This is a genomic window from Pseudomonas cyclaminis, assembly GCF_015163715.1.
In the GTDB taxonomy this organism is placed as follows: Bacteria; Pseudomonadota; Gammaproteobacteria; order Pseudomonadales; family Pseudomonadaceae; genus Aquipseudomonas; species Aquipseudomonas cyclaminis.
The window spans coordinates 1-22,589 of record NZ_JADDUM010000031.1 but is presented as its reverse complement, the minus strand read 5'-3'; the positions used below and the strand labels follow the sequence as shown (position 1 = coordinate 22,589).

The window sequence follows — 22,589 nt, the reverse complement described above, 5'->3', positions numbered from 1 at the left end:
GCACTTCTCTCCTCAGGCCGCGCCTAATTACTCGAACCAATGGGCTCGGGCGGCCATGATCAACTTGCCGGCACGATCATCGTCAATGCCGTCGATGTCGAGCAGGTCGTCAATAGACTGCTCGGCCAGGTCTTCGCGGGTAATTACGCCGCGCACCGCCAGTTCCATCGCCAAATCCTTGTCCATACCCTCAAGCGAGAGCAGGTCTTCGGCCGGATGGGCGTCTGCCAGCTTTTCCTCAGTAGCGATGGCTTTAGTCAACAAACGATCCTTGGCCCGAGCGCGAAGCTCGTTGACGGTGTCTTCGTCAAAGCCGTCGATGTTGAGCATTTCTTCCAACGGTACGTAGGCAATCTCTTCCAGGCTGGTGAAGCCTTCATCTACCAGCACCTGTGCCAGGTCTTCGTCGACTTCCAACTCGTCGATGAAGTTGCGCAGGATGTCACCGGTTTCAGCTTGCTGCTTAGCCTGGATGTCCGATTCGGTCATCACGTTCAGGGTCCAACCGGTCAGTTGGCTGGCCAGACGCACGTTCTGACCACCACGACCAATGGCCTGAGCCAGATTGTCTGCGCCAACGGCGATGTCCATTGCATGGGCATCTTCGTCAACGATAATTGCCGCCACTTCAGCCGGCGACATGGCGTTGATCACGAACTGCGCCGGGTTATCGTCCCACAGGACGATATCCACACGCTCACCGCCCAATTCGCCCGACACTGCCTGGACGCGCGAACCGCGCATACCAATGCAAGCGCCCTGCGGGTCGATGCGTTTGTCCTTGGAACGGACCGCGATCTTGGCGCGCGAACCCGGGTCGCGGGACGCAGCCATGACTTCGATCAGGCCTTCGGCGATTTCCGGCACTTCGATACGGAACAGCTCGATCAGCATTTCCGGCGCGGTACGCGACAGGATCAACTGAGGGCCGCGGTTCTCGGTGCGGATTTCCTTGAGCAGTGCACGCAGGCGCACACCAACACGGAAAGTTTCGCGAGAGATGATGTCTTCGCGGGCCAGCAACGCTTCAGCGTTGTTGCCCAAGTCGACAATCACATTGTCGCGGGTAACTTTTTTCACGGTGCCGGAGATGATTTCACCCAGGCGCTCGCGATAAGCGTCGACAACTTGAGCGCGCTCGGCTTCGCGAACCTTCTGCACGATCACCTGTTTGGCGGTCTGTGCAGCAATACGGCCGAACTCGATGGATTCGATCTTTTCTTCGACGACATCACCGACCTGGGCGCCCGGGTGCGTTTCGGCAACCTTGCTTGGCCAGGTTTCGATGGCCGGATCATCAAGATCGGCTTCTTCGACGACCGTCCAGCGACGGAAAGTCTCATAGGCACCGGTGTGGCGATTGATTTCCACACGCAGATCAACTTCGTCTTCAAAACGCTTCTTGGTAGCAGTGGCCAGGGCCAGCTCCAGCGCTTCAAAAATCACGTTTGCCGGTACGCCCTTTTCATTGGATACCGACTCAACAACCAGCAGTACTTCTTTGCTCATCGTACGCCTCGCCTTTCGCAAGCCATTGGATCCGCGGGATCCGCGTCTCAGTCAAAACTGGGAATAATGTTGGCCTTGTCGATCATATCGATCGGCAACAGGAACTCATGGTCTTCTACCTGCACCACGACATCCTGTTCTTCTACACCGCGCAGAAGGCCCTGAAAGTTGCGTCGCCCTTCAAAAGGAGATCGCAGCTTGATCTTCACTTGTTCACCGGCAAATTTTGCAAACTGCTCAATAGTGAACAGTGGGCGTTCCATGCCTGGCGAGGAAACTTCGAGGGTATATTCAACGGAAATTGGATCTTCAACATCCAGGACACCGCTGATCTGACGGCTGACAATGGCACAATCGTCCACCAGCACACCGCCCTCTTTATCGATATAAACGCGCAACATTGAGTGGCGACCTTGAGCCGAAAACTCAATACCCCAGCATTCATAGCCTAGGGCCACGACCACCGGGGCCAGCAAGGCCTGCAACTCTTCTAGCTTGCTCGACACCTGAACCCCCTCGTGCATGTATGTGCATGCTGTGCAAAATAAAAAAATGGGCGAAACGCCCATCCTTGAAACGCCGTCGAATAGCGGCGTTGAAAGTGTCCAGCTAACAAAAAGCCCCTTAAAAGGGGCTCCGCTAAAACTGGTTGCGGGGGCCGGATTTGAACCGACGACCTTCGGGTTATGAGCCCGACGAGCTACCAGACTGCTCCACCCCGCGACAAAGCTGGGGCGGAAGTATACGACCGATCCCTTACAGGGTCAATGTAACCTTCCACCTACAAGAAAGCCCGCAACAGCGGGCTCTCCTGATAATTGGTACCGAGAAGGGGACTCGAACCCCTACACCCTATGGGCACAACCACCTCAAGGTTGCGTGTCTACCAATTCCACCACCTCGGCAATACAGCGTTTACAACCCTTCTTACTTCTGCTCTTGAGCTGGAGGTACGTCAGTCGCTGGAGTAGCCGACTTTTGCTCTTGAAGCACCGGGACATCATCAGAAGCCGGTTTTGCTTTTGGAACTTCCAACACCGCTGGGTTTGGCAAACCTACTTGAGTCAGCACATGAGCTTTCTCTTTAGCAAAGTAACCTAACCCTAAGCTGGTTATGAAGAAACCGGCGGCAAGTATAGCAGTAAACTTACTAAGAAAGGTAGAGGAACCTTGGCTTCCGAACACAGTATTTGAAGCACCTGCACCGAAAGACGCACCAGCATCCGCACCTTTACCCTGTTGCAACAAAACCAGGGCAACTACGCCCAGGGCAGCCAACAGATGAAAAACGACTACGACTGTTTCCAGCATTTTTTCAGTTTCCCGCGGCGCGACAAATCGCACCGAACTCATCTGCATTCAGGGAGGCTCCACCAATGAGCCCCCCATCGATATCCGGCATGCCGAACAGTTCGACCGCATTGGCCGCCTTCACGCTGCCGCCGTATAGAAGCCGCACACCTTGTGCGATTTCAGAATTCTCTGCCGCCAACTGCGCGCGGATGGCTGCGTGCACATCCTGCGCCTGTTGCGGTGTAGCAGTCAGCCCGGTACCAATGGCCCAGACCGGCTCGTAAGCAATTACCGCCTTTGCAAACGCACCAACACCCAGCTCCTCGATGATGCTGCCCAGCTGACGCGAGACAACTTCAAGAGTCTTGCCTGATTCGCGCTGCTCAAGGGTTTCCCCTATGCACAACACTGGAATCAAGCCACAAGCCTGTGCCGCTGCGAACTTGCGATTGAGTGTCCCATCACGCTCGCCCATCATCTGACGGCGCTCGGAGTGCCCAACAAGCACATAGGAACAACCCGCATCGACCAGCTGACTCGGTGCAATCTCACCGGTCAACGCACCTTGCATGGCCTCCACCGCAGAATTCTGCGCGCCGACCTGAATCGACTTACCTTTCAAGCCATCAACCACTTGGGTGATATGCAAGCAAGGTGGGAAGACCGCGACATCAACACCGCTAGGCAAGGCCAAGTGACGAAGGCCGTTGATCAGCTCAGCGACACTGGCGCGGGTACCGTGCATCTTCCAGTTACCAGCTACCATAGTGCGACGCATGCTGTACCTCGTCGGTCAAAGTGGGCGCAGATGTTACCCAACCACATCATTACTGGCAAGCCGAATTCAGGCGCAAACTTCAGTTACCAGTTTTGCCAGGTCTTCGGCGTGGCCGCGAACCTGTATTTCGTCGTCACCTTCGACCATAACGCGCACCAAAGGCTCTGTGCCGGACTTGCGCAGCAGTACCCGCCCACGCCCAGCCATTGCCAGCGTCACGCGCTCGCAAGCCTCTTTGACAGCAGGGTGCTCGATCGGGTTTTCGCCGCCCGAGAAACGCACGTTAAGCAATACTTGCGGGCATTTGCGTAAAGCCTGACGCGCCTGCGCCAAGCTCTCTTCACGACGACGCAAAGCCAGCAACACCTGCAAAGCAGCGATAATCGCATCGCCCGTGGTGGTGTGCTGGAAGCATACGACGTGCCCAGAGTTTTCACCGCCTACCTGCCAATTGCGCTCCAGCAGCTCGGCGATCACATAACGGTCACCCACGTTGGCACGAACAAAAGGAATACCCAAGTCCGCCAATGCGAGCTCAAGCCCCAGGTTGCTCATCAACGTACCGACGACACCACCTTGCAGCTTGTTACGCTCATGCAGGTCACGGGCAATGATGAACAACAGGTCATCGCCATCCACCACGGCCCCGGTGTGATCAACCATCAGCACGCGGTCGCCATCGCCGTCAAAGGCAATCCCGAGGTCGGCATGCTCAGCCAGGACAGCGGCCTGCAACTGCTCCATATGGGTGGAGCCGCAGTTTTCGTTGATGTTCAATCCATTGGGCTGGGCCGAGAGGACTGTGACATCTGCGCCCAATTCCTTGAACACGCTTGGGGCGACTTTGTAGGTCGCACCATGGGCGCAATCGACCACAATCTTCAGGCCTGCAAAGTTGGTGCTGGTTGGCACGCTGCTCTTGCAGAACTCTATATAACGGCCCGACGCGTCGTTGATCCGCGAAACCTTGCCCAACTTACTGGATTCGACCACCGTCATCGGCGCGTCCAACAGTTCTTCAATCATCAGCTCAATCTCGTCCGGCAACTTGGTGCCCTGCCCCGAGAAAAACTTGATGCCGTTGTCATCATGAGGGTTGTGCGAGGCGCTGATCACAATACCGGCTTCAGCGTGGAAGGTACGCGTCAGGTATGCAATCGCAGGGGTCGGCATAGGGCCTAGCAACATCACGTCAGCCCCCGCGGCGGACAAACCTGCCTCAAGCGCAGACTCGAACATGTACCCCGAGATTCGTGTGTCCTTGCCCACCAGGATCCGGCAAGCGCCCATGCTGCGGAAGGCCATACCCGCCGCCCAACCCAGCTTGAGCATAAAATCAGGAGTAATAGGAAATTCGCCGACCCGACCACGGATACCGTCGGTGCCAAAGTATTTTTTAGTCATAAGTGCTCCATCATTCTTATTCGGCTGATTCTACAGCGGCAATCATGCGCACCACATCAACGGTTTCTGCGACGTCATGCACACGCAAGATGCGCGCACCCTTGGTCACGGCCAGCGCCGCCAGCGCAAGGCCACCGTATAATCGTTCACCCACAGGCCGATTCAACGCCAGCCCGATCATGCTCTTGCGTGAAACGCCTACCAGTAAGGGGCGACCAAGGGCATGCAGGGACTCCATGTGCTTGAACAGACTTAAATTGTGTTGCAGGGTCTTGGCAAAACCAAAACCAGGATCAAGAATTATCTTTTCCGGCGCAATGCCTACCGCGGCGCACTGGGCAACACGCTCGGAGAGAAAACCACTTACCTCGCCGACCAGATCATCGTAGTGCGGGCTGTCCTGCATATTGCCGGGCTCACCCAACATATGCATCAGGCACACGGGCAGACCGGTAGCCGCGGCCGCATCCAGAGCGCCGTCGCGCCGCAAAGACCGCACATCATTGATCAATCCGGCCCCCAGCCGAGCTGTCTCGCGCATCACGGCCGGCGTTGACGTGTCGACCGAAATAATTACATCCAGCTCACGGGCAATGCGCTCGACAATCGGCGCCACACGTTCCAGCTCCTCCAGCGGAGAAACAACACGGGCACCCGGCCGGGTCGACTCGCCACCGACATCAATCAGCGTCGCGCCGGCAGCCACCATTGACTCGGCATGACGCAAGGCTGCATCAACCTGGCTGAAGCGGCCACCATCGGAAAAGGAATCGGGGGTTACATTAAGAATACCCATGACATGCGCACGGGCTAAATCAAGAACCCGGTTGCCGCAAGGCAACCGGGTGGAGGACGTACCAAAAGTCATTTCAAACCTTAGTGATCCGCTGCCGGACCGCCGATCGGGGTTTCAGGACGCTCGTTTTGAACGACGGGCGGCGTGCCCGAAGTACCCGAACCCCCTTCCCAATCGCGAGGTTCACGAGGCGCCCGACCAGCCATGATGTCGTCGATCTGGTCCGCATCAATGGTCTCGTACTTCATCAGCGCGTCAGCCATTGCATCCAGCTTGTCGCGATTGTCGGTCAGAATCTGCTTGGCTGTGCCGTAGCACTGATCAATGATGCTGCGCACTTCGGAGTCGATCAGCTTGGCCGTCTCACCGGAGAAGCTGGCGCTTTGACCGCCACCACCACGCCCCAGGAACACTTCGCCCTCCTCCTCGGCATACATCAACGGGCCCAGTTTTTCCGACAATCCCCACTTGGTCACCATGTTCCGAGCAATCTGGCTTGCACGCATGATGTCGTTGGAAGCGCCAGTGGTTACGCCGTCGAAGCCCAGCGTCATCTCTTCTGCAATCCGGCCGCCGTAAAGCGAGCAGATCTGGCTGATCAGCGCACGCTTGGAGAGGCTGTAACGATCCTCTTCCGGCAGGAACATGGTGACACCCAGCGCACGACCACGAGGAATGATCGACACCTTGTAGACCGGGTCGTGCTCAGGCACAACACGCCCCACAATCGCGTGACCGGCTTCATGATAAGCAGTGTTCTGCTTCTCTTTCTCGGACATGACCATGGACTTGCGCTCGGCGCCCATCATGATCTTGTCTTTCGCCAGCTCGAACTCTTTCATTTCAACGATGCGCTTGCCGGTACGAGCCGCAAACAACGAAGCTTCGTTCACCAAGTTGGCCAGGTCGGCACCGGAGAAGCCTGGAGTACCACGGGCAATCACGGCCGGAGCCACGTCATCCCCCATTGGCACCTTGCGCATATGCACTTTCAGAATCTGTTCACGACCACGGATGTCCGGTAAACCGACCACAACCTGACGGTCGAAACGACCCGGACGCAGCAGCGCAGGGTCAAGCACGTCTGGACGGTTGGTTGCGGCGATGACGATGATGCCGTCATTCATCTCGAAACCATCCATCTCGACCAGCAACTGGTTGAGAGTCTGCTCACGCTCGTCGTGACCACCACCCATGCCAGCACCGCGATGGCGACCAACAGCGTCGATTTCATCGATGAAGATGATGCACGGCGCGTGTTTCTTGGCCTGCTCGAACATATCGCGGACACGACTGGCACCCACGCCGACAAACATCTCAACGAAGTCAGAACCGGAAATGGTGAAAAACGGCACCTTGGCTTCGCCTGCAATCGCCTTCGCCAGCAAGGTCTTACCGGTACCCGGAGGACCTACCATCAGCACGCCGCGAGGAATACGACCACCGAGGCGCTGGAACTTGCCTGGGTCGCGCAAGAACTCGACCAGTTCGCCGACTTCTTCCTTGGCCTCATCGCAGCCAGCAACGTCAGCCAGGGTGGTTTTCACCTGATCTTCGGAGAGCAGGCGCGCCTTGCTCTTGCCGAAGCTCATCGGCCCGCCCTTGCCTCCGCCGCCGCCTTGCATCTGGCGCATGAAGAACATGAATACGGCAATGATCACAAGGATCGGGAAGCTTGCCACCAGGAGCTGAGTCCAGATGCTCTGCTGCTCAGGCTGCTTGCCTTCGACCACCACGTGGTTGTCCACCAGGTCGCCGATCAGACCGTTGTCCTGGATTGCCGGACGAATGGTCTTGAAGCTGTCGCCATCGTTGCGTTTGCCGGTGATCACGTAGCCATCAACCGCTACGCGCTCGACCTTGCCATCCTTAACTTGCTGGATGAAGTCGGAGTAGTTGAGGGTCTGCGGCTCGTTAGGGCTGGAGAAGTTGTTCATCACCGTCACCAGGACAGCCGCGATGATCAACCACAGGATCAGATTCTTTGCCATATCGTTCAATTAACTACCCTCTGAAGCAAGCTCCGCTACTGGCGCGCGCTTCGCATGATATTCACCGGCCTAACTTACTACATTACCTACAACTCTGGCAGGCGCCGTCTGTAACCCTTTGTGAAACTTTGACTACACAATATTCGTAAAGCTTCGCGACGAAAGCGATATAAAAAAACCTATCACCCTCCTCGAATAAATCAAAAACGCTCTTCGCTCGCCGCACCTTCAACCCCGCGGAACCCACGGCACAGCAGGTATTGCTCACGAGAACGGTCTCGGGACGAGTCTGGCTTGCGAGTTTGCACCTTGTCGAACAGCTTGCGAATGTTCTTGTGATACTCGTCAAAACCTTCGCCCTGGAAGACTTTCACAAGGAAATCTCCACCGGGACGCAACACCCGACCCGCCAAATCCAGTGCCAGTTCGCAGAGGAACATGGCTCGCGGCATATCGACGGCCGGTAATCCACTCATATTGGGGGCCATGTCGGAAATCACAAGGTCTACCTGCGAATTTCCCACAGCCTCCAAGATCTCGGCCAACACCGAGTCCTGGGTGAAGTCGCCGTGTACGAAGGTCACATCCGGGATGCTGTCCATCTCAAGGATGTCGGAGGCGATCAACCGGCCTTGTCCGCCAATCAGACGACTGGTCACCTGGGACCAACCACCTGGAGCGGCACCCAGGTCGATAACACTCATGCCTGGACGAATCAATTTGTCCTTGTCCTGGATCTCCAGGAGCTTGTAGCTGGCCCGCGAACGGTACCCGTCCTTCTGCGCCTTTTTGACGTAAGGATCGTTGAAATGCTCTTGCAGCCACTTAAGGCTAGTTTTGGAACGGGCCACGGGCCACCTCGAAAATAAAACGGGTCGTGATTAACTGGGCGGTCCCGGACTCGCTCGGGTAAACTGGCCGCCGCTTTTTACAAGATCAGACGCAGGGGTCAGATTATGCCGCTCACTCAAGAGCAGAAGAAACAGTACAAATCCATTGGCCACCATCTGAAACCAGTTCTGATTGTGGCAGACAACGGTTTGACTGAAGGTGTGTTAGCCGAACTTGAACGCGCATTGGGCGATCACGAACTGATCAAGATCAAGGTCAACATCCTTGACCGTGAAGCGCGCCTGGCCGCCATTGCAGAACTGTGCAAGGTTGGCAAAGCGGACCTGGTTCAGGTCATCGGCAAGATGGCGCTGCTGTATCGCAAGAACTTCAGCGTCAACAAGCAACTGTCGAACGTGCATCGCTTCAAATGACACAAGGGTCACGGGCGCGCTTTGCGCGCCCCGCCACTCCATCCTGGCGCGGGCTGTACAACCAAAACCAGGCCGGAGAACCCTAATACAAGATAGCTGAATAGCTGCCAGCGCAACGCTTCCGGCAGCCACACATGCACGATGCAAAACATTGCACACGCATACAGCGCCATCAACAGCAGTTGGCCGCGAATATCCCGCCACAAACTCCCCAAGCCCTCAGCCTTGACCAGCACCAATGCTTGAAGGGTCACGCACGCCGCTGCAAAACCCACCAGCAACGCACTCAGTAATCCATCGATCTCATCGATCAGCAACGGAGCCAGACCAATAAGGCCCAGCGCCGGCAGCACACCAATGTGCAGCAACCACAGGCCACCCACCCAAAGCATCTGGGCAAGCTGCCAAAGCATGGCGCCCGCACGAAGCGGGCGCCGCCTCTCAGACGTGACGAACTTCAACAATCTCGTACTCGATCACGCCACCGGGTGTTTTTACAGCCACCACATCACCCTCTTCCTTGGCAATCAAGGCGCGGGCCAGCGGCGAACCGACGGAGATTTTTCCGAGCTTAAAGTCAGCTTCGTCTTCGCCGACGATATGGTAAGTCACGCGCTCATCAGTCTCCACATTGGCGATCTCGACGGTGGTACCGAAGATCACTTTGCCAGTGTGAGGAATGCTCGTAACGTCAATGACGACCTGATTCTGGATCCGGCCTTCAATGTCACGAATCCGCGCCTCAACCATACCCTGCTGCTCGCGAGCAGCGTGGTATTCAGCATTTTCCTTCAAGTCACCCAGCTCGCGGGCCGTACCGATGTCCTGGCTCAGCTTCGGACGTACGACCTTGGTCAGATGAGCGTGCTCCTCTTCCAGGGCCTTTGCGCCCTGGACGGTCATTGGGTATTTGATCATGCCTTCAATCCTGCGTGTAGATCCTGCAAGCGGCGCACGGTTTTTTCTGGACCGAACTTGAGCGCTTCACAGATAGCTTCGCCAGCAGCAATGGTGGTGGTGCAGTAGATCTTGTGCTGCAAGGCATTACGACGAATGGAGTAGGAGTCCGCGATCGACTGACGACCTTCGGTGGTATTGATGATCAGGGTGACTTCGTCATTCTTGATCATGTCGACCACGTGCGGACGGCCTTCCGTCACCTTGTTTACGCGACGTACTTTCAGGCCTGCCGCTTCGATCAGCTTGGCAGTACCGGCAGTGGCCACGACTTCAAAGCCCAAGTTGATCAGATCACGGGCAACACCTGCAACCAGTGGCTTGTCGTCATCACGCACACTGATAAACGCAGTACCGCCGGTCGGCAGCACTTCGCTGGCACCCATCTGAGCCTTGGCGAACGCTTCACCGAAGGTATCGCCCACGCCCATCACTTCACCGGTGGACTTCATCTCTGGGCCCAGGATCGGGTCCACACCAGGGAATTTGGCGAATGGGAACACCGCCTCTTTCACGCTGTAGAAGTTCGGAATGATTTCCTTGGTGAAGCCGATTTCCTTCAGGGTCTTACCGGCCATTACCCGGGCAGCGATCATGGCCAGGGACACACCGATGCACTTGGAAACGAACGGTACGGTACGCGAAGCACGTGGGTTGACTTCAATGACGTAGATGTCTTCGCCTTGCAGCGCCAACTGAACGTTCATCAAGCCGACCACGCCCAGTTCCAGGGCCATTTTCTTGACCTGCTCGCGCATCTCGTCCTGGATGTGCAGCGGCAACGAGTACGGTGGCAGCGAGCACGCGGAGTCACCGGAGTGAACGCCCGCCTGTTCGATGTGCTGCATGATCGCGCCGATCACTACATCAGTGCCGTCGCAAACCGCATCCACGTCCATTTCAATGGCGCAGTTGAGGAAGTGATCCAGCAGCACAGGGCTGTCATTGGACACTTTCACCGCATCACGCAGGTAACGCTTGAGTTCTTCTTCTTCGTAGACGATTTCCATCGCCCGGCCGCCCAGCACGTAGGACGGACGCACCACCAGCGGGTAGCCGATCTTGCTGGCTGCGCGGATAGCTTCGTCTTCGCTGCGCACGGTAGCGTTTGGCGGCTGACGCAGGTTCAGGCGCTCAACCATTTGCTGGAAACGCTCACGGTCTTCAGCACGGTCGATAGCGTCCGGGCTGGTGCCGATGATTGGCACACCGGCAGCTTCCAGGGCGCGCGCCAATTTCAGCGGAGTTTGGCCGCCGTACTGCACGATCACGCCTTTTGGCTTCTCGACGCGACAGATTTCCAGCACGTCTTCCAGCGTAACCGGCTCGAAGTACAAGCGGTCGGAAGTGTCGTAGTCAGTGGAAACAGTTTCTGGGTTGCAGTTGACCATGATGGTCTCGTACCCGTCTTCGCGCAGGGCGAGAGCGGCGTGTACGCAGCAGTAGTCGAACTCGATGCCCTGGCCGATACGGTTTGGACCGCCACCCAGGATGATGATCTTGTCACGGCCCGACGGTGCGGCCTCGCACTCCTCCTCGTAGGTGGAGTACAGGTACGCGGTGTCGGTGGCGAACTCTGCTGCGCACGTGTCAACGCGCTTGTAGACCGGGAAGATATCCAGCTTGTGGCGATGCGTGCGCAGGTTCTTCTCGGTCACGCCCAACAGCTTGGCCAGACGCTGGTCGGAGAAGCCTTTGCGCTTGAGGCGGAACATCAGGTCGCGATCGATAGAGGAAAGACCCAGGGTCTTGACCTTCTCTTCTTCCTTGATCAGATCTTCAATCTGCACCAGGAACCACGGATCAATCATGTTCATGCCGAAGATGTCTTCGACGGTCATGCCCGCGCGGAAAGCATCAGCCACGTACCAGATACGCTCGGCGCCCGGCACGGTCAGCTCGCGCTTGAGCACGCTCATGCTTTCGGGGTTGCTCAGGTCGAGCTTCTCATCCAGACCGCAGACGCCCACTTCCAGGCCACGCAGGGCTTTCTGCAGGGACTCCTGGAAGGTCCGGCCGATGGCCATGACTTCACCAACCGACTTCATCTGAGTGGTCAGGCGGGCATCGGCTTTCGGGAATTTCTCGAAAGCAAAGCGTGGCAGTTTGGTGACGACGTAGTCGATCGACGGCTCGAAGGACGCCGGCGTGGCGCCGCCAGTGATTTCGTTTTGCAGCTCGTCCAGGGTGTAACCGATCGCCAGCTTGGCAGCGATGCGCGCAATCGGGAAGCCGGTAGCTTTCGATGCCAGCGCCGAAGAACGCGATACACGCGGATTCATCTCGATAACGACCATACGGCCGGTGTCCGGGCAGATACCGAACTGAACGTTGGAACCGCCGGTTTCAACGCCGATCTCACGCAGTACCGCCAACGAGGCGTTACGCATGATCTGGTATTCCTTGTCCGTCAGGGTCTGTGCCGGTGCAACGGTGATCGAGTCACCCGTGTGCACGCCCATCGGGTCGAAGTTTTCGATGGAGCAGACGATGATGCAGTTGTCCTTTTTGTCGCGGACAACTTCCATCTCGTACTCTTTCCAGCCGATCAGGGATTCGTCGATCAGCAGCTCTTTGGTCGGCGACAGGTCCAGACCACGCGCGCAAATCTCTTCGAACTCTTCACGGTTGTAAGCAATGCCGCCACCCGTGCCCCCCATGGTGAAGGACGGACGGATAATGCACGGGAAGCCCAGCTTTTCGAGAACCGCGTTGGCCTCTTCCATGCTGTGGGCGATACCCGAGCGCGGGCAGTCAAGGCCGATGGACTTCATGGCCTTGTCGAAACGCGAACGGTCTTCAGCCTTGTCGATGGTGTCAGCGTTGGCGCCGATCATCTCTACGCCGAATTTTTCCAGGACGCCTTCGCGCTCCAGGTCCAGCGCGCAGTTCAGTGCAGTCTGGCCGCCCATGGTTGGCAACAGGGCGTCCGGACGCTCTTTCTCGATGATCTTGGCAACGGTCTGCCACTTGATCGGCTCGATGTAGGTGGCGTCGGCCATGTCCGGGTCGGTCATGATGGTGGCCGGGTTGGAGTTCACCAGGATGACGCGGTAGCCCTCTTCGCGCAGGGCTTTACAGGCCTGGGCGCCGGAGTAGTCGAATTCGCAGGCCTGGCCGATCACGATCGGGCCAGCGCCGAGAATCAGGATGCTTTTTATGTCTGTACGTTTTGGCATGGGTTTGTCACTCAAATCCGCAGGTCAGTCGGCAAGCCGTCTTGAACAATCTTTGAAGAGCCTGCAGGGGCCACCGGGATTCGGGGCCGCCCGCAGGCCGCTCAGTCAGCGTCGCTTGGCCATCTCATTGATGAAACGGTCGAACAGCGGCGCTACGTCGTTCGGGCCCGGGCTTGCTTCAGGGTGGCCCTGGAAGCTGAACGCGCTCTTATCGGTGCGCTCGATGCCTTGCAGGGAGCCGTCGAACAGCGACTTGTGAATTGCGCGAACGTTGCCCGGCAAGGTCGCTTCATCCACCGCAAAACCGTGGTTCTGGCTGGTGATCATCACAACGCCAGTGTCCAGGTCTTGCACAGGGTGGTTGGCACCGTGATGGCCGTGACCCATTTTCAGGGTCTTGGCGCCGGAAGCCAGTGCCAATAGCTGGTGGCCCAGGCAGATACCGAATACCGGAATCTCGGTTTCCAGCACTTCCTTGATGGCCTGGATGGCGTAGTCGCAAGGCTCCGGATCACCCGGACCGTTGGACAGGAACACACCATCCGGCTGCAAGGCCAGCACATCGCTGGCTGGGGTTTGCGCAGGCACCACAGTCACGCGGCAACCGCGCTCAACCAGCATGCGCAGGATGTTGTACTTCACACCGTAGTCGTACGCGACCACGTGGTAAGGCAACTCGCTGGCTTCGATGGTCGCGTGGCTGTCGGTCTTCAAGTCCCAGACAGTGGAGCGCCATTCGTACTTCTCTTTGACGCTGACGACCTTCGCCAGGTCCATGCCCTTCAAGCCAGGGAAGCCTTGCGCTGCGGCAATCGCCGCGTCTTCGGAAATATTGTCACCGACCATGATGCAGCCGTTCTGCGAGCCTTTTTCACGCAGGATGCGCGTGAGGCGGCGCGTATCGATACCGGCGATCGCCACAACATTGTTGGCTTTCAGGTAATCGGACAGCGACATCGTGTTACGCCAGTTGCTCGCAACCAGTGGCAGGTCACGAATCACCAGGCCGGCCGACCAGACACGATCAGACTCGACATCTTCCGGTGTAGTACCGGTGTTGCCGATGTGTGGATAGGTCAGGGTAACGATCTGTTGGGCGTAGGAAGGATCGGTAAGGATTTCCTGATAGCCGGTCATGGCAGTGTTAAACACTACCTCTCCAACGGTTTGACCGTCGGCTCCAATGGCTTCGCCGCGAAAAATGCTGCCATCAGCAAGGGCGAGTATGGCTGGCTTAGTCAAGAAGACCTCCCGTAAATAAAGCCTGAAAGGGCGATCGCAGGTTGTAAAAAAGCGGAGTGACGTATGGACACGTCACCCCGCTTCTTCACTGAATTATTCTGCGCGCTTTTAGTGGACACACTAAAGCTGTAGCTTACAGAAAAAGGCTTTTTTGGTCCACCGCTAATGAGCCTTAAAGGCAGGAGAATGCGACAGGACGTCGCTTAGCGGGTAAAAACGGGGCCTTAGGATAATCCCGAGGCCCCGTTTTAGCTACTGATTAGTGCAGATCCAGCACATCGCGCATGTCGTACAGACCCGCATCACGACCTTCCAACCAGAGCGCAGCACGCACCGCACCCTTGGCGAATGTCATGCGGCTGGAGGCCTTGTGCGTGATTTCCAGGCGCTCGCCTTCAGTGGCGAACAGCACGGTGTGATCACCTACGACATCACCACCACGAACGGTCGCAAAACCAATGGTGTCACGGGCACGCGCACCGGTATGACCTTCACGCCCGTAGACAGCCACCTTGGACAGGTCACGCCCCAACGCATCAGCAATTGCCTCGCCCATGCGCAGCGCAGTACCCGAAGGCGCATCGATCTTGTGCCGGTGATGCGTTTCGATAATCTCGATATCCGCTTCATCACCCAACACGCGCGCGGCCAGATCCAGCAACTTGAGCGACAGGTTCACGCCGACACTGAAGTTGGCAGCGAAGACGACAGGGATATCCTTGCCCGCCTCCACCAGCAACTGCTTCTGCTCGGCAGTCAAACCCGTAGTACCGATTACCATCGCCTTGCCCGCCTTTCGGCAGAAAGCGAGATTTTTCAGCATCACTTCCGGCAAAGTGAAGTCGATAAGCACGTCGAATTCATCCGCCACCTGCTCCAGGTTGCCGGACAACGACACACCGATACGACCCAGCGAGGCCAACTCACCCGCATCCGCACCAATCAATGTGCTGCCAGGACGAACAATCGCAGCAGTCAGGCCGGAGGCTGGAGAACGCTGCTGCACCGCTTCGACCAGCGTCTTGCCCATGCGCCCGGCAGCGCCCATTACGGCTATACGTCGCATATTCACTTCCTTACAGATCGCCGAAGAAGCGCTTCACACCATCAAAAAAGCCCGTGGTTTTCGGCGAGTGAGAGTCATCACCCTCCAACGAACTGCGGAATTCTTCAAGCAGTTCACGCTGACGGCGACCCAGGTTGACCGGAGTTTCCACCGCCACACGGCACATCAGGTCGCCAGCACCGCCACCGCGCACCGGCGCTACGCCCTTGCCACGAATGCGGAACTGTTTACCGGTCTGCGTCCCCTCAGGGATCTTCAGCTTGACTCGGCCATCAAGGGTCGGAATCTCCAACTCACCGCCCAAGGCCGCATCGACAAAACTGATCGGCACTTCGCAGAACAGGTGCTTGCCGTCGCGCTGGAAGATCGAGTGCTCGCGCACATTGATCACCACGTACAGGTCACCCGTTGGACCGCCCTGAGTACCCGCCTCGCCTTCGCCAGACAGGCGAATGCGATCACCGGTATCCACACCCGCCGGCACTTTCACCGAAAGGGTCTTGTACTCTTCGACACGGCCTTCGCCGTGGCAGGAGTCGCACGGATCGGAAATGATCTTGCCCTGGCCATGGCAACGCGGGCAGGTCTGCTGCACCGAGAAAAAGCCCTGCTGCATACGAACCTGGCCGATACCGCCGCACGTTGGGCAAGTAATCGGCGAGGAGCCTTTCTTGGCACCCGAACCATCGCACGGCTTGCAGTTGACCAGCGTCGGCACGCGAATATTGACGCTGGTGCCGCGCACGGCTTCTTCCAGGTTCAGCTCCAGCGTGTAGCGCAAGTCGCTGCCGCGCTGGGCACCACCGCGCTGACCACCCCGACCACCGCCAAAGAAGTCACTGAATACGTCACCGAAAATATCGGAGAAGTTCTGACCGCCAAAACCGGCACCGCCGCCGCCCATGCTTGGGTCGACACCAGCATGGCCATACTGGTCGTAGGCCGCACGCTTGTTGGGATCAGACAGACATTCGTAGGCCTCGTTGGCCTCTTTGAACATTTCTTCGGATTCTTTGCTATCCGGATTACGGTCCGGGTGGTGTTTCATCGCCAGGCGACGGTACGCCTTTTTCAGGTCCGCCTCGCTGGAGCCGCGCTCCACACCCAACACTTCGTAATAGTCACGCTTTGCCATAAGTCTTTGCACTCTTAAGGACGTTCAGCCAGACCCTCCTGAGCCTGACTAAACTCGTTGAGCCCCAATACAGGCCCGGACCCAACTCACGTCAATTCAACGATCCTGGTCATTACTACTTTTTAGCCAGGGACCCGGCCAAAAACGCGGTATTTAATGCTCGGAAAGCAGGAGCATCCCCGATCACACCGCCAGCATCCGAGCGTTGTCGCATGCTGTAAAAATTCACATACCCCAGACACGCCAACGCGGGAGCAAGCTCCCGCGCGGCGACATCCTACCAGTCACCGCTTGATAGCGGTCAACCGGGCGACCAACTTACTTGGTCTCTTTGACTTCTTCGAACTCGGCATCGACAGCATCGTCGTGCTTGGCTTCAGGCTCTGCCTGTTGCGCAGCACCTTCAGCCGGCTGGCCTTGCTCGGCATACATCTTCTGGGCAACCGGTGCGGAGACTTTGGACAGCTCCTCAATCTTGGCGTCGATAGCAGCCTTGTCGTCGCCTTTAACAGCGGCTTCCAGGGCAACCACGGCGGCTTCGATTGCAGTCTTCTCTTCAGCGGTCACTTTCTCGCCAGCATCGGCGATCATTTTACGCGTCGAGTGCACCAGTGCATCACCCTGGTTACGGGCGCCGGCCAGTTCTGCGAACTTGGCATCTGCATCAGCGTTGGCTTCAGCATCACGGATCATCTGTTGAATTTCTTCATCAGACAGACCGGAGTTGGCCTTGATGGTGATCTTCTGCTCTTTGCCGGTAGCCTTGTCTTTCGCGCCGACGTGCAGGATGCCGTTGGCGTCGATGTCGAAAGTCACTTCAATTTGCGGCACGCCACGCGGTGCTGGTGGAATCTCGGCCAGGTCGAACTTGCCCAGGGACTTGTTCTGGGCAGCTTGCTTACGCTCACCTTGCAGCACGTGAATGGTCACAGCGCCTTGATTGTCATCGGCAGTCGAGAACACCTGGGATTTCTTGGTAGGAATCGTGGTGTTTTTCTCGATCAGCGCAGTCATCACGCCACCCATGGTTTCGATACCCAGGGTCAGCGGACTTACGTCCAGCAGCAACACGTCTTTCACGTCACCAGCCAATACTGCGCCCTGGATGGCAGCGCCCATGGCAACTGCTTCGTCCGGGTTCACGTCTTTACGTGCTTCTTTGCCGAAGAACTCGGTAACCAGCTTCTGAACCAGCGGCATACGGGTCTGACCGCCTACCAGGATCACGTCGTTGATCGCACCAACGTCGATACCGGAGTCTTTCAGCGCAATGCGGCAAGGCTCGATCGTGCGTTGAACCAGGTCTTCGACCAGCGCTTCCAACTTGGCGCGAGAAATCTTCACGTTCAAGTGCTTAGGACCGGTAGCGTCTGCAGTGATGTAAGGCAGGTTGACGTCGGTCGACTGAGCGGAAGACAGCTCGATCTTGGCTTTTTCAGCAGCTTCTTTCAGGCGCTGCATTGCCAGCGGGTCACCCTTGAGGTTCATGCCGCTTTCTTTCTTGAATTCGTCAACGAGATAGTCGATCAGACGAATATCAAAGTCTTCACCGCCCAGGAAAGTGTCGCCGTTAGTAGCCAACACTTCGAACTGGTGCTCGCCGTCAACTTCAGCAATTTCGATCACGGAAACGTCAAAGGTACCGCCACCCAGGTCATAAACGATCACAGTGTGGTCGCCTTTGGCCTTGTCCATACCGTAAGCCAGAGCAGCTGCAGTTGGTTCGTTGATGATACGTTTTACGTCCAGGCCGGCGATGCGGCCGGCGTCTTTGGTCGCCTGGCGCTGGCTGTCGTTGAAGTAGGCTGGAACGGTGATTACCGCTTCAGTCACTGCTTCGCCCAGGTAGTCTTCGGCGGTTTTCTTCATCTTTTTCAAGATTTCAGCCGAAATTTGTGGCGGCGACATTTTCTGGCCGTTCACTTCAACCCAGGCGTCACCGTTGTCAGCCTTGGCGATTTTGTATGGAACCATCTTGATGTCTTTCTGTACGACTTCTTCGTCGAACTTACGACCGATCAGGCGCTTTACCGCGTACAACGTGTTGTGCGGGTTGGTGACAGCCTGACGCTTGGCCGACTGACCAACGAGGATTTCACCGTCGTTGGCGTAAGCAATGATCGACGGCGTGGTACGCGCGCCTTCGGCGTTCTCGATTACTTTTGCAACGCCGTTTTCCAGCACGGAGACGCAGGAGTTGGTGGTCCCCAGGTCAATACCGATAATTTTGCCCATGATTTACTCTCCCGAAACTTGAATTTGGTTGCCGCAGCAGTGGTGGCTAACTGCGGTAGCACTTAAACGCTTGACTTATAAATGGGGGCCTTGCGGCAAATTTCAAGCCTGCTCATCAATAGAAGGTGCAACAGGTGCAGGAGCCTTGCTCACCACTACCATTGCCGGACGCAGCAGGCGGCCGTTGAGCTGGTAACCCTTCTGGAACACCTTCAACACACTGTTGGGTTCCAGATCATGGCTTTCCTGCATGGCCATTGCCTGGTGGTGCTCAGCGTTGAACGGTTCACCGCCTTGCGGATCAATGGCTTCGAGCTGATAACGCTTCAGGGTGTCCTGGAACATTTTCAGGGTTAGCTCGATCCCTTCGCGCATCGGGCGGATGTTTTCGTCATCCGGGTTGGACAATTCAAGGCCACGCTCCAGGCTGTCGATGATCGGCAGCAAGTCATTGGCGAATTTTTCCAGCGCGAATTTGTGAGCTTTCTCTACATCCTGCTCGGCACGGCGGCGGACGTTCTGCAGATCGGCGGCAACACGCAAAGACTGATCCTGCGCAGCGGCCAATTGCTCTTCGAGCACTTGCACACGGGTCGCCAGTTCATCACCGACAGCCGAATTGGCGTCTGGAGTTTGCGTATCCTGCGTCTGTTCGTCAGCCATAGATTTCTCCTTTCAAAATCATGCGCGAACTCAACTCGCGCTTCTGTTCCGGTATATGGGGCCACAATTTCCAGCTTCAAGGGCGCAAGCGTTACCAAAAGTCTTTCGCCTGCTGCAGATCAATTCCCGCATCACCATTCTTCTTTGCACTAAAAAATCCGTTCGACCGAGCAAATCGAGCTAAGCATCAGGATTGTCAGCCCCAAACAAAACACTGTATAAATAACCAGACCTAAAGCCTGGGAGCGGCCGTCATGCTCGTGCACCTGTCCGTACATAACTACGCCATCGTTGAACATCTGGATCTCGAACTGGATCGCGGGATGAGCGTAATCACAGGCGAAACCGGCGCCGGCAAGTCGATCATGCTCGACGCGCTGGGCCTGACCCTGGGCGACCGCGCCGACAGCGGCGTGGTGCGTCCCGGCGCCGACAAGGCCGACATCCTGGCCACATTCGACCTGGCGGACATCCCAGAAGCCGAAGCCTGGCTGGCCGAGCGCGACCTCAACAATGACGGCCCATGCATTCTGCGCCGCGTCATCACCGCCGAGGGCCGCTCACGCGGCTACATCAACGGAACACCGTGCCCCCTTGGCGACCTGAAAGCCCTCGGTGAATTGCTGATCGATATCCATAGCCAGCATGAACACCAGTCCCTGCTGAAACCCGACACCCACCGCCGCCTGCTCGACGAATACGCCGGCGCCACAGACCTTGCCCGGCAGGTGCAACTGGCTGCCCAGCGCTGGCGCCAAACCCGCCAGGAGCTGGAGCGACTGTCCAACTCCGGCGACGAGCAACGTGCTCGCCACCAACTGCTCAGCTATCAGCTTGAAGAGCTCGAAAGCCTGGGCCTTGGCGAGACCGAGCTGGAACACCTGGAGCAGGAGCACAAGAACCTCACCAACGCCGAAACGCTGCTGGGTATCTGCCGTCAAGTGGTAGAGCAATGCAGCGAGAGCGATTCCGGAAACGTGCTCAACGCGCTCACGGCCAGTCTCAACCGACTGTCCAGCGTTAACAATGCTTCAGGCTCGCTGAGCGAGGCCACCACCCTATTGACCAGTGCACAAATCCAGGTCGAAGAAGCCGTCGGTGAACTCAACCGCTTCCTGGATCACTTTGATGCCGACCCGGCGCGCCTCCAGGAAATAGAAGAACGCCTCGATACCATCTATACCCTGGCGCGCAAACATCGAATCCAGCCCACCGAAGTGGCAACCATGCAGCAAAAGCTGCTGGATGAAATCGAAACCCTGAACGCGAATGACGAATCCATTGAGCGACTAGGCGAAGAACTCGGCTCTTTTGCCCGCCATTATCAGGAGAAGGCCCGCGAACTGAGCGATCTACGCCAGCAGGCCGCCAGCAGCCTGGCCCACGCCGTTGAACAGGAAATTCAGCGCCTGGGCATGCCGGGAGGACGTTTCACCATCGAGCTGCGCGCCAACTCCAATAATGAATTGCAACCTCACGGCCTGGAGCAGGTTGAACTACTGGTCAGCGCCAACCCTGGGCAACCGCTCAAGGCACTGGCAAAAGTCGCATCCGGTGGTGAGCTTTCGCGCATCAGCCTGGCGATCCAAGTGATTACTGCGCAGACGTCACGGGTGCCTACGCTGGTGTTCGATGAGGTAGACGTAGGCATTGGAGGCCCGACTGCGGAAATTGTTGGCCAGTTGTTGCGTCGCCTGGGAGATCGAGGCCAGGTGCTGACGGTCACTCACTTGCCACAAGTGGCAGCACAAGGGCATCAACACCTATTTGTGCACAAGGTGCGAGGCAATGATGCAACACACACCGCGGTATCCAAGCTGAACAAGTCGGAACGCGTGGAAGAAGTGGCCCGAATGCTCGGCGGGATCGATCTGACCAAGGAGTCTTTGGCGCACGCGAAAAAAATGGTTGTCGCCACCAAGGCTTGAGCCGAACTTTTCTTGATATAGAAAGCACGAAGGCGACCCTAGGGTCGCCTTCGATCGTTTCGCAGAGCCATTCTGCGTCGTTTTTACTTTTTCTTGCGGATGTACAACACAAGGTTATGGTCGACCAAATCGAAGCCATGCTCCTCAGCAATCTTATGCTGAAGCGCTTCAATTTCCGGGCTGGTGAACTCGATAACCTCATTGGTATCCAGGTCGACCATGTGATCGTGATGACCACCGTCAGCCAATTCGAACACTGCATGACCGCCGTCGAAATTATGACGAACCACCAGCCCTGCGGCTTCAAACTGGGTCAGTACACGGTAAACCGTGGCCAGGCCGACGTCCTCGTTAGACTCCATCAGCGCCTTGTAAACATCCTCGGCACTCATGTGACGCTGCTCAGCAGAATCGAGCATTTGTAGAATCTTGACTCGTGGCAGAGTCACTTTAAGACCGGCTTTGCGTAGTTCGCTATTTTCAACCATGGTTAGCTTTCTCGCGGATGCTGCTTCGCAGCTTCTCTTAATACGGGTATGATCGGCGTTTACGTTGTCCCAGCCAAGATAGTGGAAGTCGCCCACCGATGCAAAACACCAAGCTCTTGCTAACCAGTTTCACCTTTGTGGGACTGCTCGCACTCGCCGGTTGTTCATTCCCCGGGGTTTACAAAATCGACATCCAGCAGGGCAATGTCGTCACGCAGGACATGATAGACCAGTTACGCCCGGGAATGACCCGACGGCAAGTACGGTTTATTATGGGCAACCCCCTGCTGACTGACACTTTCCACGCCGATCGCTGGGATTATCTCTACAGCCTGCAGCCTGGTGGCGGTGAACGCCAACAGGAACGCGTCAGTGTCATTTTTAATGGCAATGACCAGCTTGTCAGCCTGTCCGGTGACTTCATGCCCGGCGTGAGCCGCGATGAAGCACTGCTCGGCAAAGACAACGGCACCAACGTGACTGCGCCTGCGCAGGAGAGCGAGAAGCCGAAGTCCGAAGTACCGGCCAAGCCAGGCTCGCTGCTCGACAAGATCCAGAAAGACGTCGACGGCGTGGAAACCGTTCCGGTCCCGACGCCTCAGCCGCTGGACACCAGCCCGCAGTAACAGTGCGGCGCCTGCAAAAAAGCCCGGCATGCCG

The 22,589-nt window shown here is 57.1% G+C and carries 20 protein-coding genes and 2 tRNA genes; 3 read left to right on the top strand and 19 right to left on the bottom strand.

Going from position 1 to position 22,589, the window contains the following annotated elements; translation table 11 throughout:
• Positions 1 to 27: 27 nt before the first annotated feature.
• The 10 genes from nusA to rlmE form a co-directional block, all read right to left on the bottom strand.
• Positions 28 to 1,509 carry a transcription termination factor NusA gene (gene nusA, locus IQK56_RS04650; RefSeq protein WP_003212187.1) on the bottom strand — a complete coding sequence of 494 codons (1,482 nt, stop codon included), beginning with the start codon at positions 1,507 to 1,509 and terminating at the stop codon, positions 28 to 30.
• 47 nt (positions 1,510 to 1,556) lie between these two features.
• On the bottom strand, positions 1,557 to 2,015 hold the full coding sequence (gene rimP, locus IQK56_RS04645; RefSeq protein ID WP_038843818.1) for a ribosome maturation factor RimP: 459 nt from the start codon (positions 2,013 to 2,015) through the stop codon (positions 1,557 to 1,559).
• Positions 2,016 to 2,155: 140 nt separating this feature from the next.
• Positions 2,156 to 2,232: transfer RNA gene (locus IQK56_RS04640), tRNA-Met, on the bottom strand.
• Positions 2,233 to 2,328: 96 nt separating this feature from the next.
• Positions 2,329 to 2,414: transfer RNA gene (locus IQK56_RS04635), tRNA-Leu, on the bottom strand.
• Positions 2,415 to 2,436: 22 nt separating this feature from the next.
• Positions 2,437 to 2,820, bottom strand: a complete 384-nt coding sequence (gene secG, locus IQK56_RS04630; protein ID WP_010206600.1) for a preprotein translocase subunit SecG — start codon at positions 2,818 to 2,820, stop codon at positions 2,437 to 2,439.
• A 4-nt stretch (positions 2,821 to 2,824) separates the two neighbouring features.
• On the bottom strand, positions 2,825 to 3,580 hold the full coding sequence (tpiA, locus tag IQK56_RS04625; RefSeq protein WP_150675887.1) for a triose-phosphate isomerase: 756 nt from the start codon (positions 3,578 to 3,580) through the stop codon (positions 2,825 to 2,827).
• Positions 3,581 to 3,646: 66 nt separating this feature from the next.
• On the bottom strand, positions 3,647 to 4,984 hold the full coding sequence (gene glmM, locus IQK56_RS04620) for a phosphoglucosamine mutase (protein ID WP_122307127.1): 1,338 nt from the start codon (positions 4,982 to 4,984) through the stop codon (positions 3,647 to 3,649).
• Between the two features lie 16 nt (positions 4,985 to 5,000).
• Positions 5,001 to 5,852, bottom strand: coding sequence for a dihydropteroate synthase (gene folP, locus IQK56_RS04615; protein WP_122307126.1), 852 nt, complete (start codon positions 5,850 to 5,852; stop codon positions 5,001 to 5,003).
• A gap of 8 nt (positions 5,853 to 5,860) precedes the next feature.
• Positions 5,861 to 7,771 (bottom strand): ATP-dependent zinc metalloprotease FtsH, encoded by a 1,911-nt coding sequence (ftsH, locus tag IQK56_RS04610; protein ID WP_099584789.1) that lies wholly within the window; start codon positions 7,769 to 7,771, stop codon positions 5,861 to 5,863.
• A 200-nt stretch (positions 7,772 to 7,971) separates the two neighbouring features.
• Positions 7,972 to 8,622 (bottom strand): 23S rRNA (uridine(2552)-2'-O)-methyltransferase RlmE, encoded by a 651-nt coding sequence (gene rlmE / locus IQK56_RS04605; RefSeq protein WP_003235041.1) that lies wholly within the window; start codon positions 8,620 to 8,622, stop codon positions 7,972 to 7,974.
• A gap of 105 nt (positions 8,623 to 8,727) precedes the next feature.
• On the opposite strand from rlmE, the gene IQK56_RS04600 reads away from it, so the two are divergent.
• Positions 8,728 to 9,036: a YhbY family RNA-binding protein gene (locus IQK56_RS04600; protein ID WP_017139256.1), complete on the top strand. Its 309-nt coding sequence runs from the start codon at positions 8,728 to 8,730 to the stop codon at positions 9,034 to 9,036.
• 8 nt (positions 9,037 to 9,044) lie between these two features.
• Here the strand turns inward: IQK56_RS04600 and IQK56_RS04595 are convergent, their stop codons facing one another.
• The 8 genes from IQK56_RS04595 to grpE all read right to left on the bottom strand — a co-directional run bounded on the left by IQK56_RS04595 (position 9,045) and on the right by grpE (position 19,513).
• A complete protein-coding gene (locus IQK56_RS04595; protein WP_122307125.1) occupies positions 9,045 to 9,449 on the bottom strand; it encodes an MFS transporter in 405 nt (134 codons plus the stop codon).
• Between the two features lie 28 nt (positions 9,450 to 9,477).
• Entirely contained in the window at positions 9,478 to 9,954 is a 477-nt protein-coding gene (greA, locus tag IQK56_RS04590; protein WP_122307124.1) for a transcription elongation factor GreA, read from the bottom strand.
• Positions 9,951 to 13,172 carry a carbamoyl-phosphate synthase large subunit gene (gene carB / locus IQK56_RS04585; RefSeq protein ID WP_099584786.1) on the bottom strand — a complete coding sequence of 1,074 codons (3,222 nt, stop codon included), beginning with the start codon at positions 13,170 to 13,172 and terminating at the stop codon, positions 9,951 to 9,953. The genes greA and carB overlap by 4 nt, the downstream gene beginning before the upstream one ends.
• Positions 13,173 to 13,277: 105 nt before the next feature.
• Positions 13,278 to 14,414, bottom strand: a complete 1,137-nt coding sequence (gene carA / locus IQK56_RS04580; protein ID WP_122307123.1) for a glutamine-hydrolyzing carbamoyl-phosphate synthase small subunit — start codon at positions 14,412 to 14,414, stop codon at positions 13,278 to 13,280.
• Between the two features lie 259 nt (positions 14,415 to 14,673).
• The gene (gene dapB / locus IQK56_RS04575; RefSeq protein ID WP_122307122.1) at positions 14,674 to 15,480 is read right to left on the bottom strand and encodes a 4-hydroxy-tetrahydrodipicolinate reductase; all 807 of its coding nucleotides are present in this window, start codon (positions 15,478 to 15,480) and stop codon (positions 14,674 to 14,676) included.
• A gap of 10 nt (positions 15,481 to 15,490) precedes the next feature.
• Positions 15,491 to 16,615: a molecular chaperone DnaJ gene (dnaJ, locus tag IQK56_RS04570; protein ID WP_015885930.1), complete on the bottom strand. Its 1,125-nt coding sequence runs from the start codon at positions 16,613 to 16,615 to the stop codon at positions 15,491 to 15,493.
• A 318-nt stretch (positions 16,616 to 16,933) separates the two neighbouring features.
• Positions 16,934 to 18,850, bottom strand: a complete 1,917-nt coding sequence (dnaK, locus tag IQK56_RS04565; protein ID WP_099584783.1) for a molecular chaperone DnaK — start codon at positions 18,848 to 18,850, stop codon at positions 16,934 to 16,936.
• 102 nt (positions 18,851 to 18,952) lie between these two features.
• Positions 18,953 to 19,513: a nucleotide exchange factor GrpE gene (grpE, locus tag IQK56_RS04560; protein WP_094951702.1), complete on the bottom strand. Its 561-nt coding sequence runs from the start codon at positions 19,511 to 19,513 to the stop codon at positions 18,953 to 18,955.
• A 254-nt stretch (positions 19,514 to 19,767) separates the two neighbouring features.
• On the opposite strand from grpE, the gene recN reads away from it, so the two are divergent.
• Positions 19,768 to 21,441 carry a DNA repair protein RecN gene (recN, locus tag IQK56_RS04555; protein ID WP_150762179.1) on the top strand — a complete coding sequence of 558 codons (1,674 nt, stop codon included), beginning with the start codon at positions 19,768 to 19,770 and terminating at the stop codon, positions 21,439 to 21,441.
• Between the two features lie 83 nt (positions 21,442 to 21,524).
• On the opposite strand, the gene fur is transcribed toward recN, so the two are convergent.
• Positions 21,525 to 21,929, bottom strand: a complete 405-nt coding sequence (gene fur, locus IQK56_RS04550) for a ferric iron uptake transcriptional regulator (RefSeq protein WP_003194220.1) — start codon at positions 21,927 to 21,929, stop codon at positions 21,525 to 21,527.
• Between the two features lie 98 nt (positions 21,930 to 22,027).
• Here fur and IQK56_RS04545 point away from each other — a divergent pair, with 98 nt between their 5' ends.
• Positions 22,028 to 22,555 carry an outer membrane protein assembly factor BamE gene (locus tag IQK56_RS04545; RefSeq protein ID WP_017528805.1) on the top strand — a complete coding sequence of 176 codons (528 nt, stop codon included), beginning with the start codon at positions 22,028 to 22,030 and terminating at the stop codon, positions 22,553 to 22,555.
• Positions 22,556 to 22,589 lie beyond the last annotated feature (34 nt).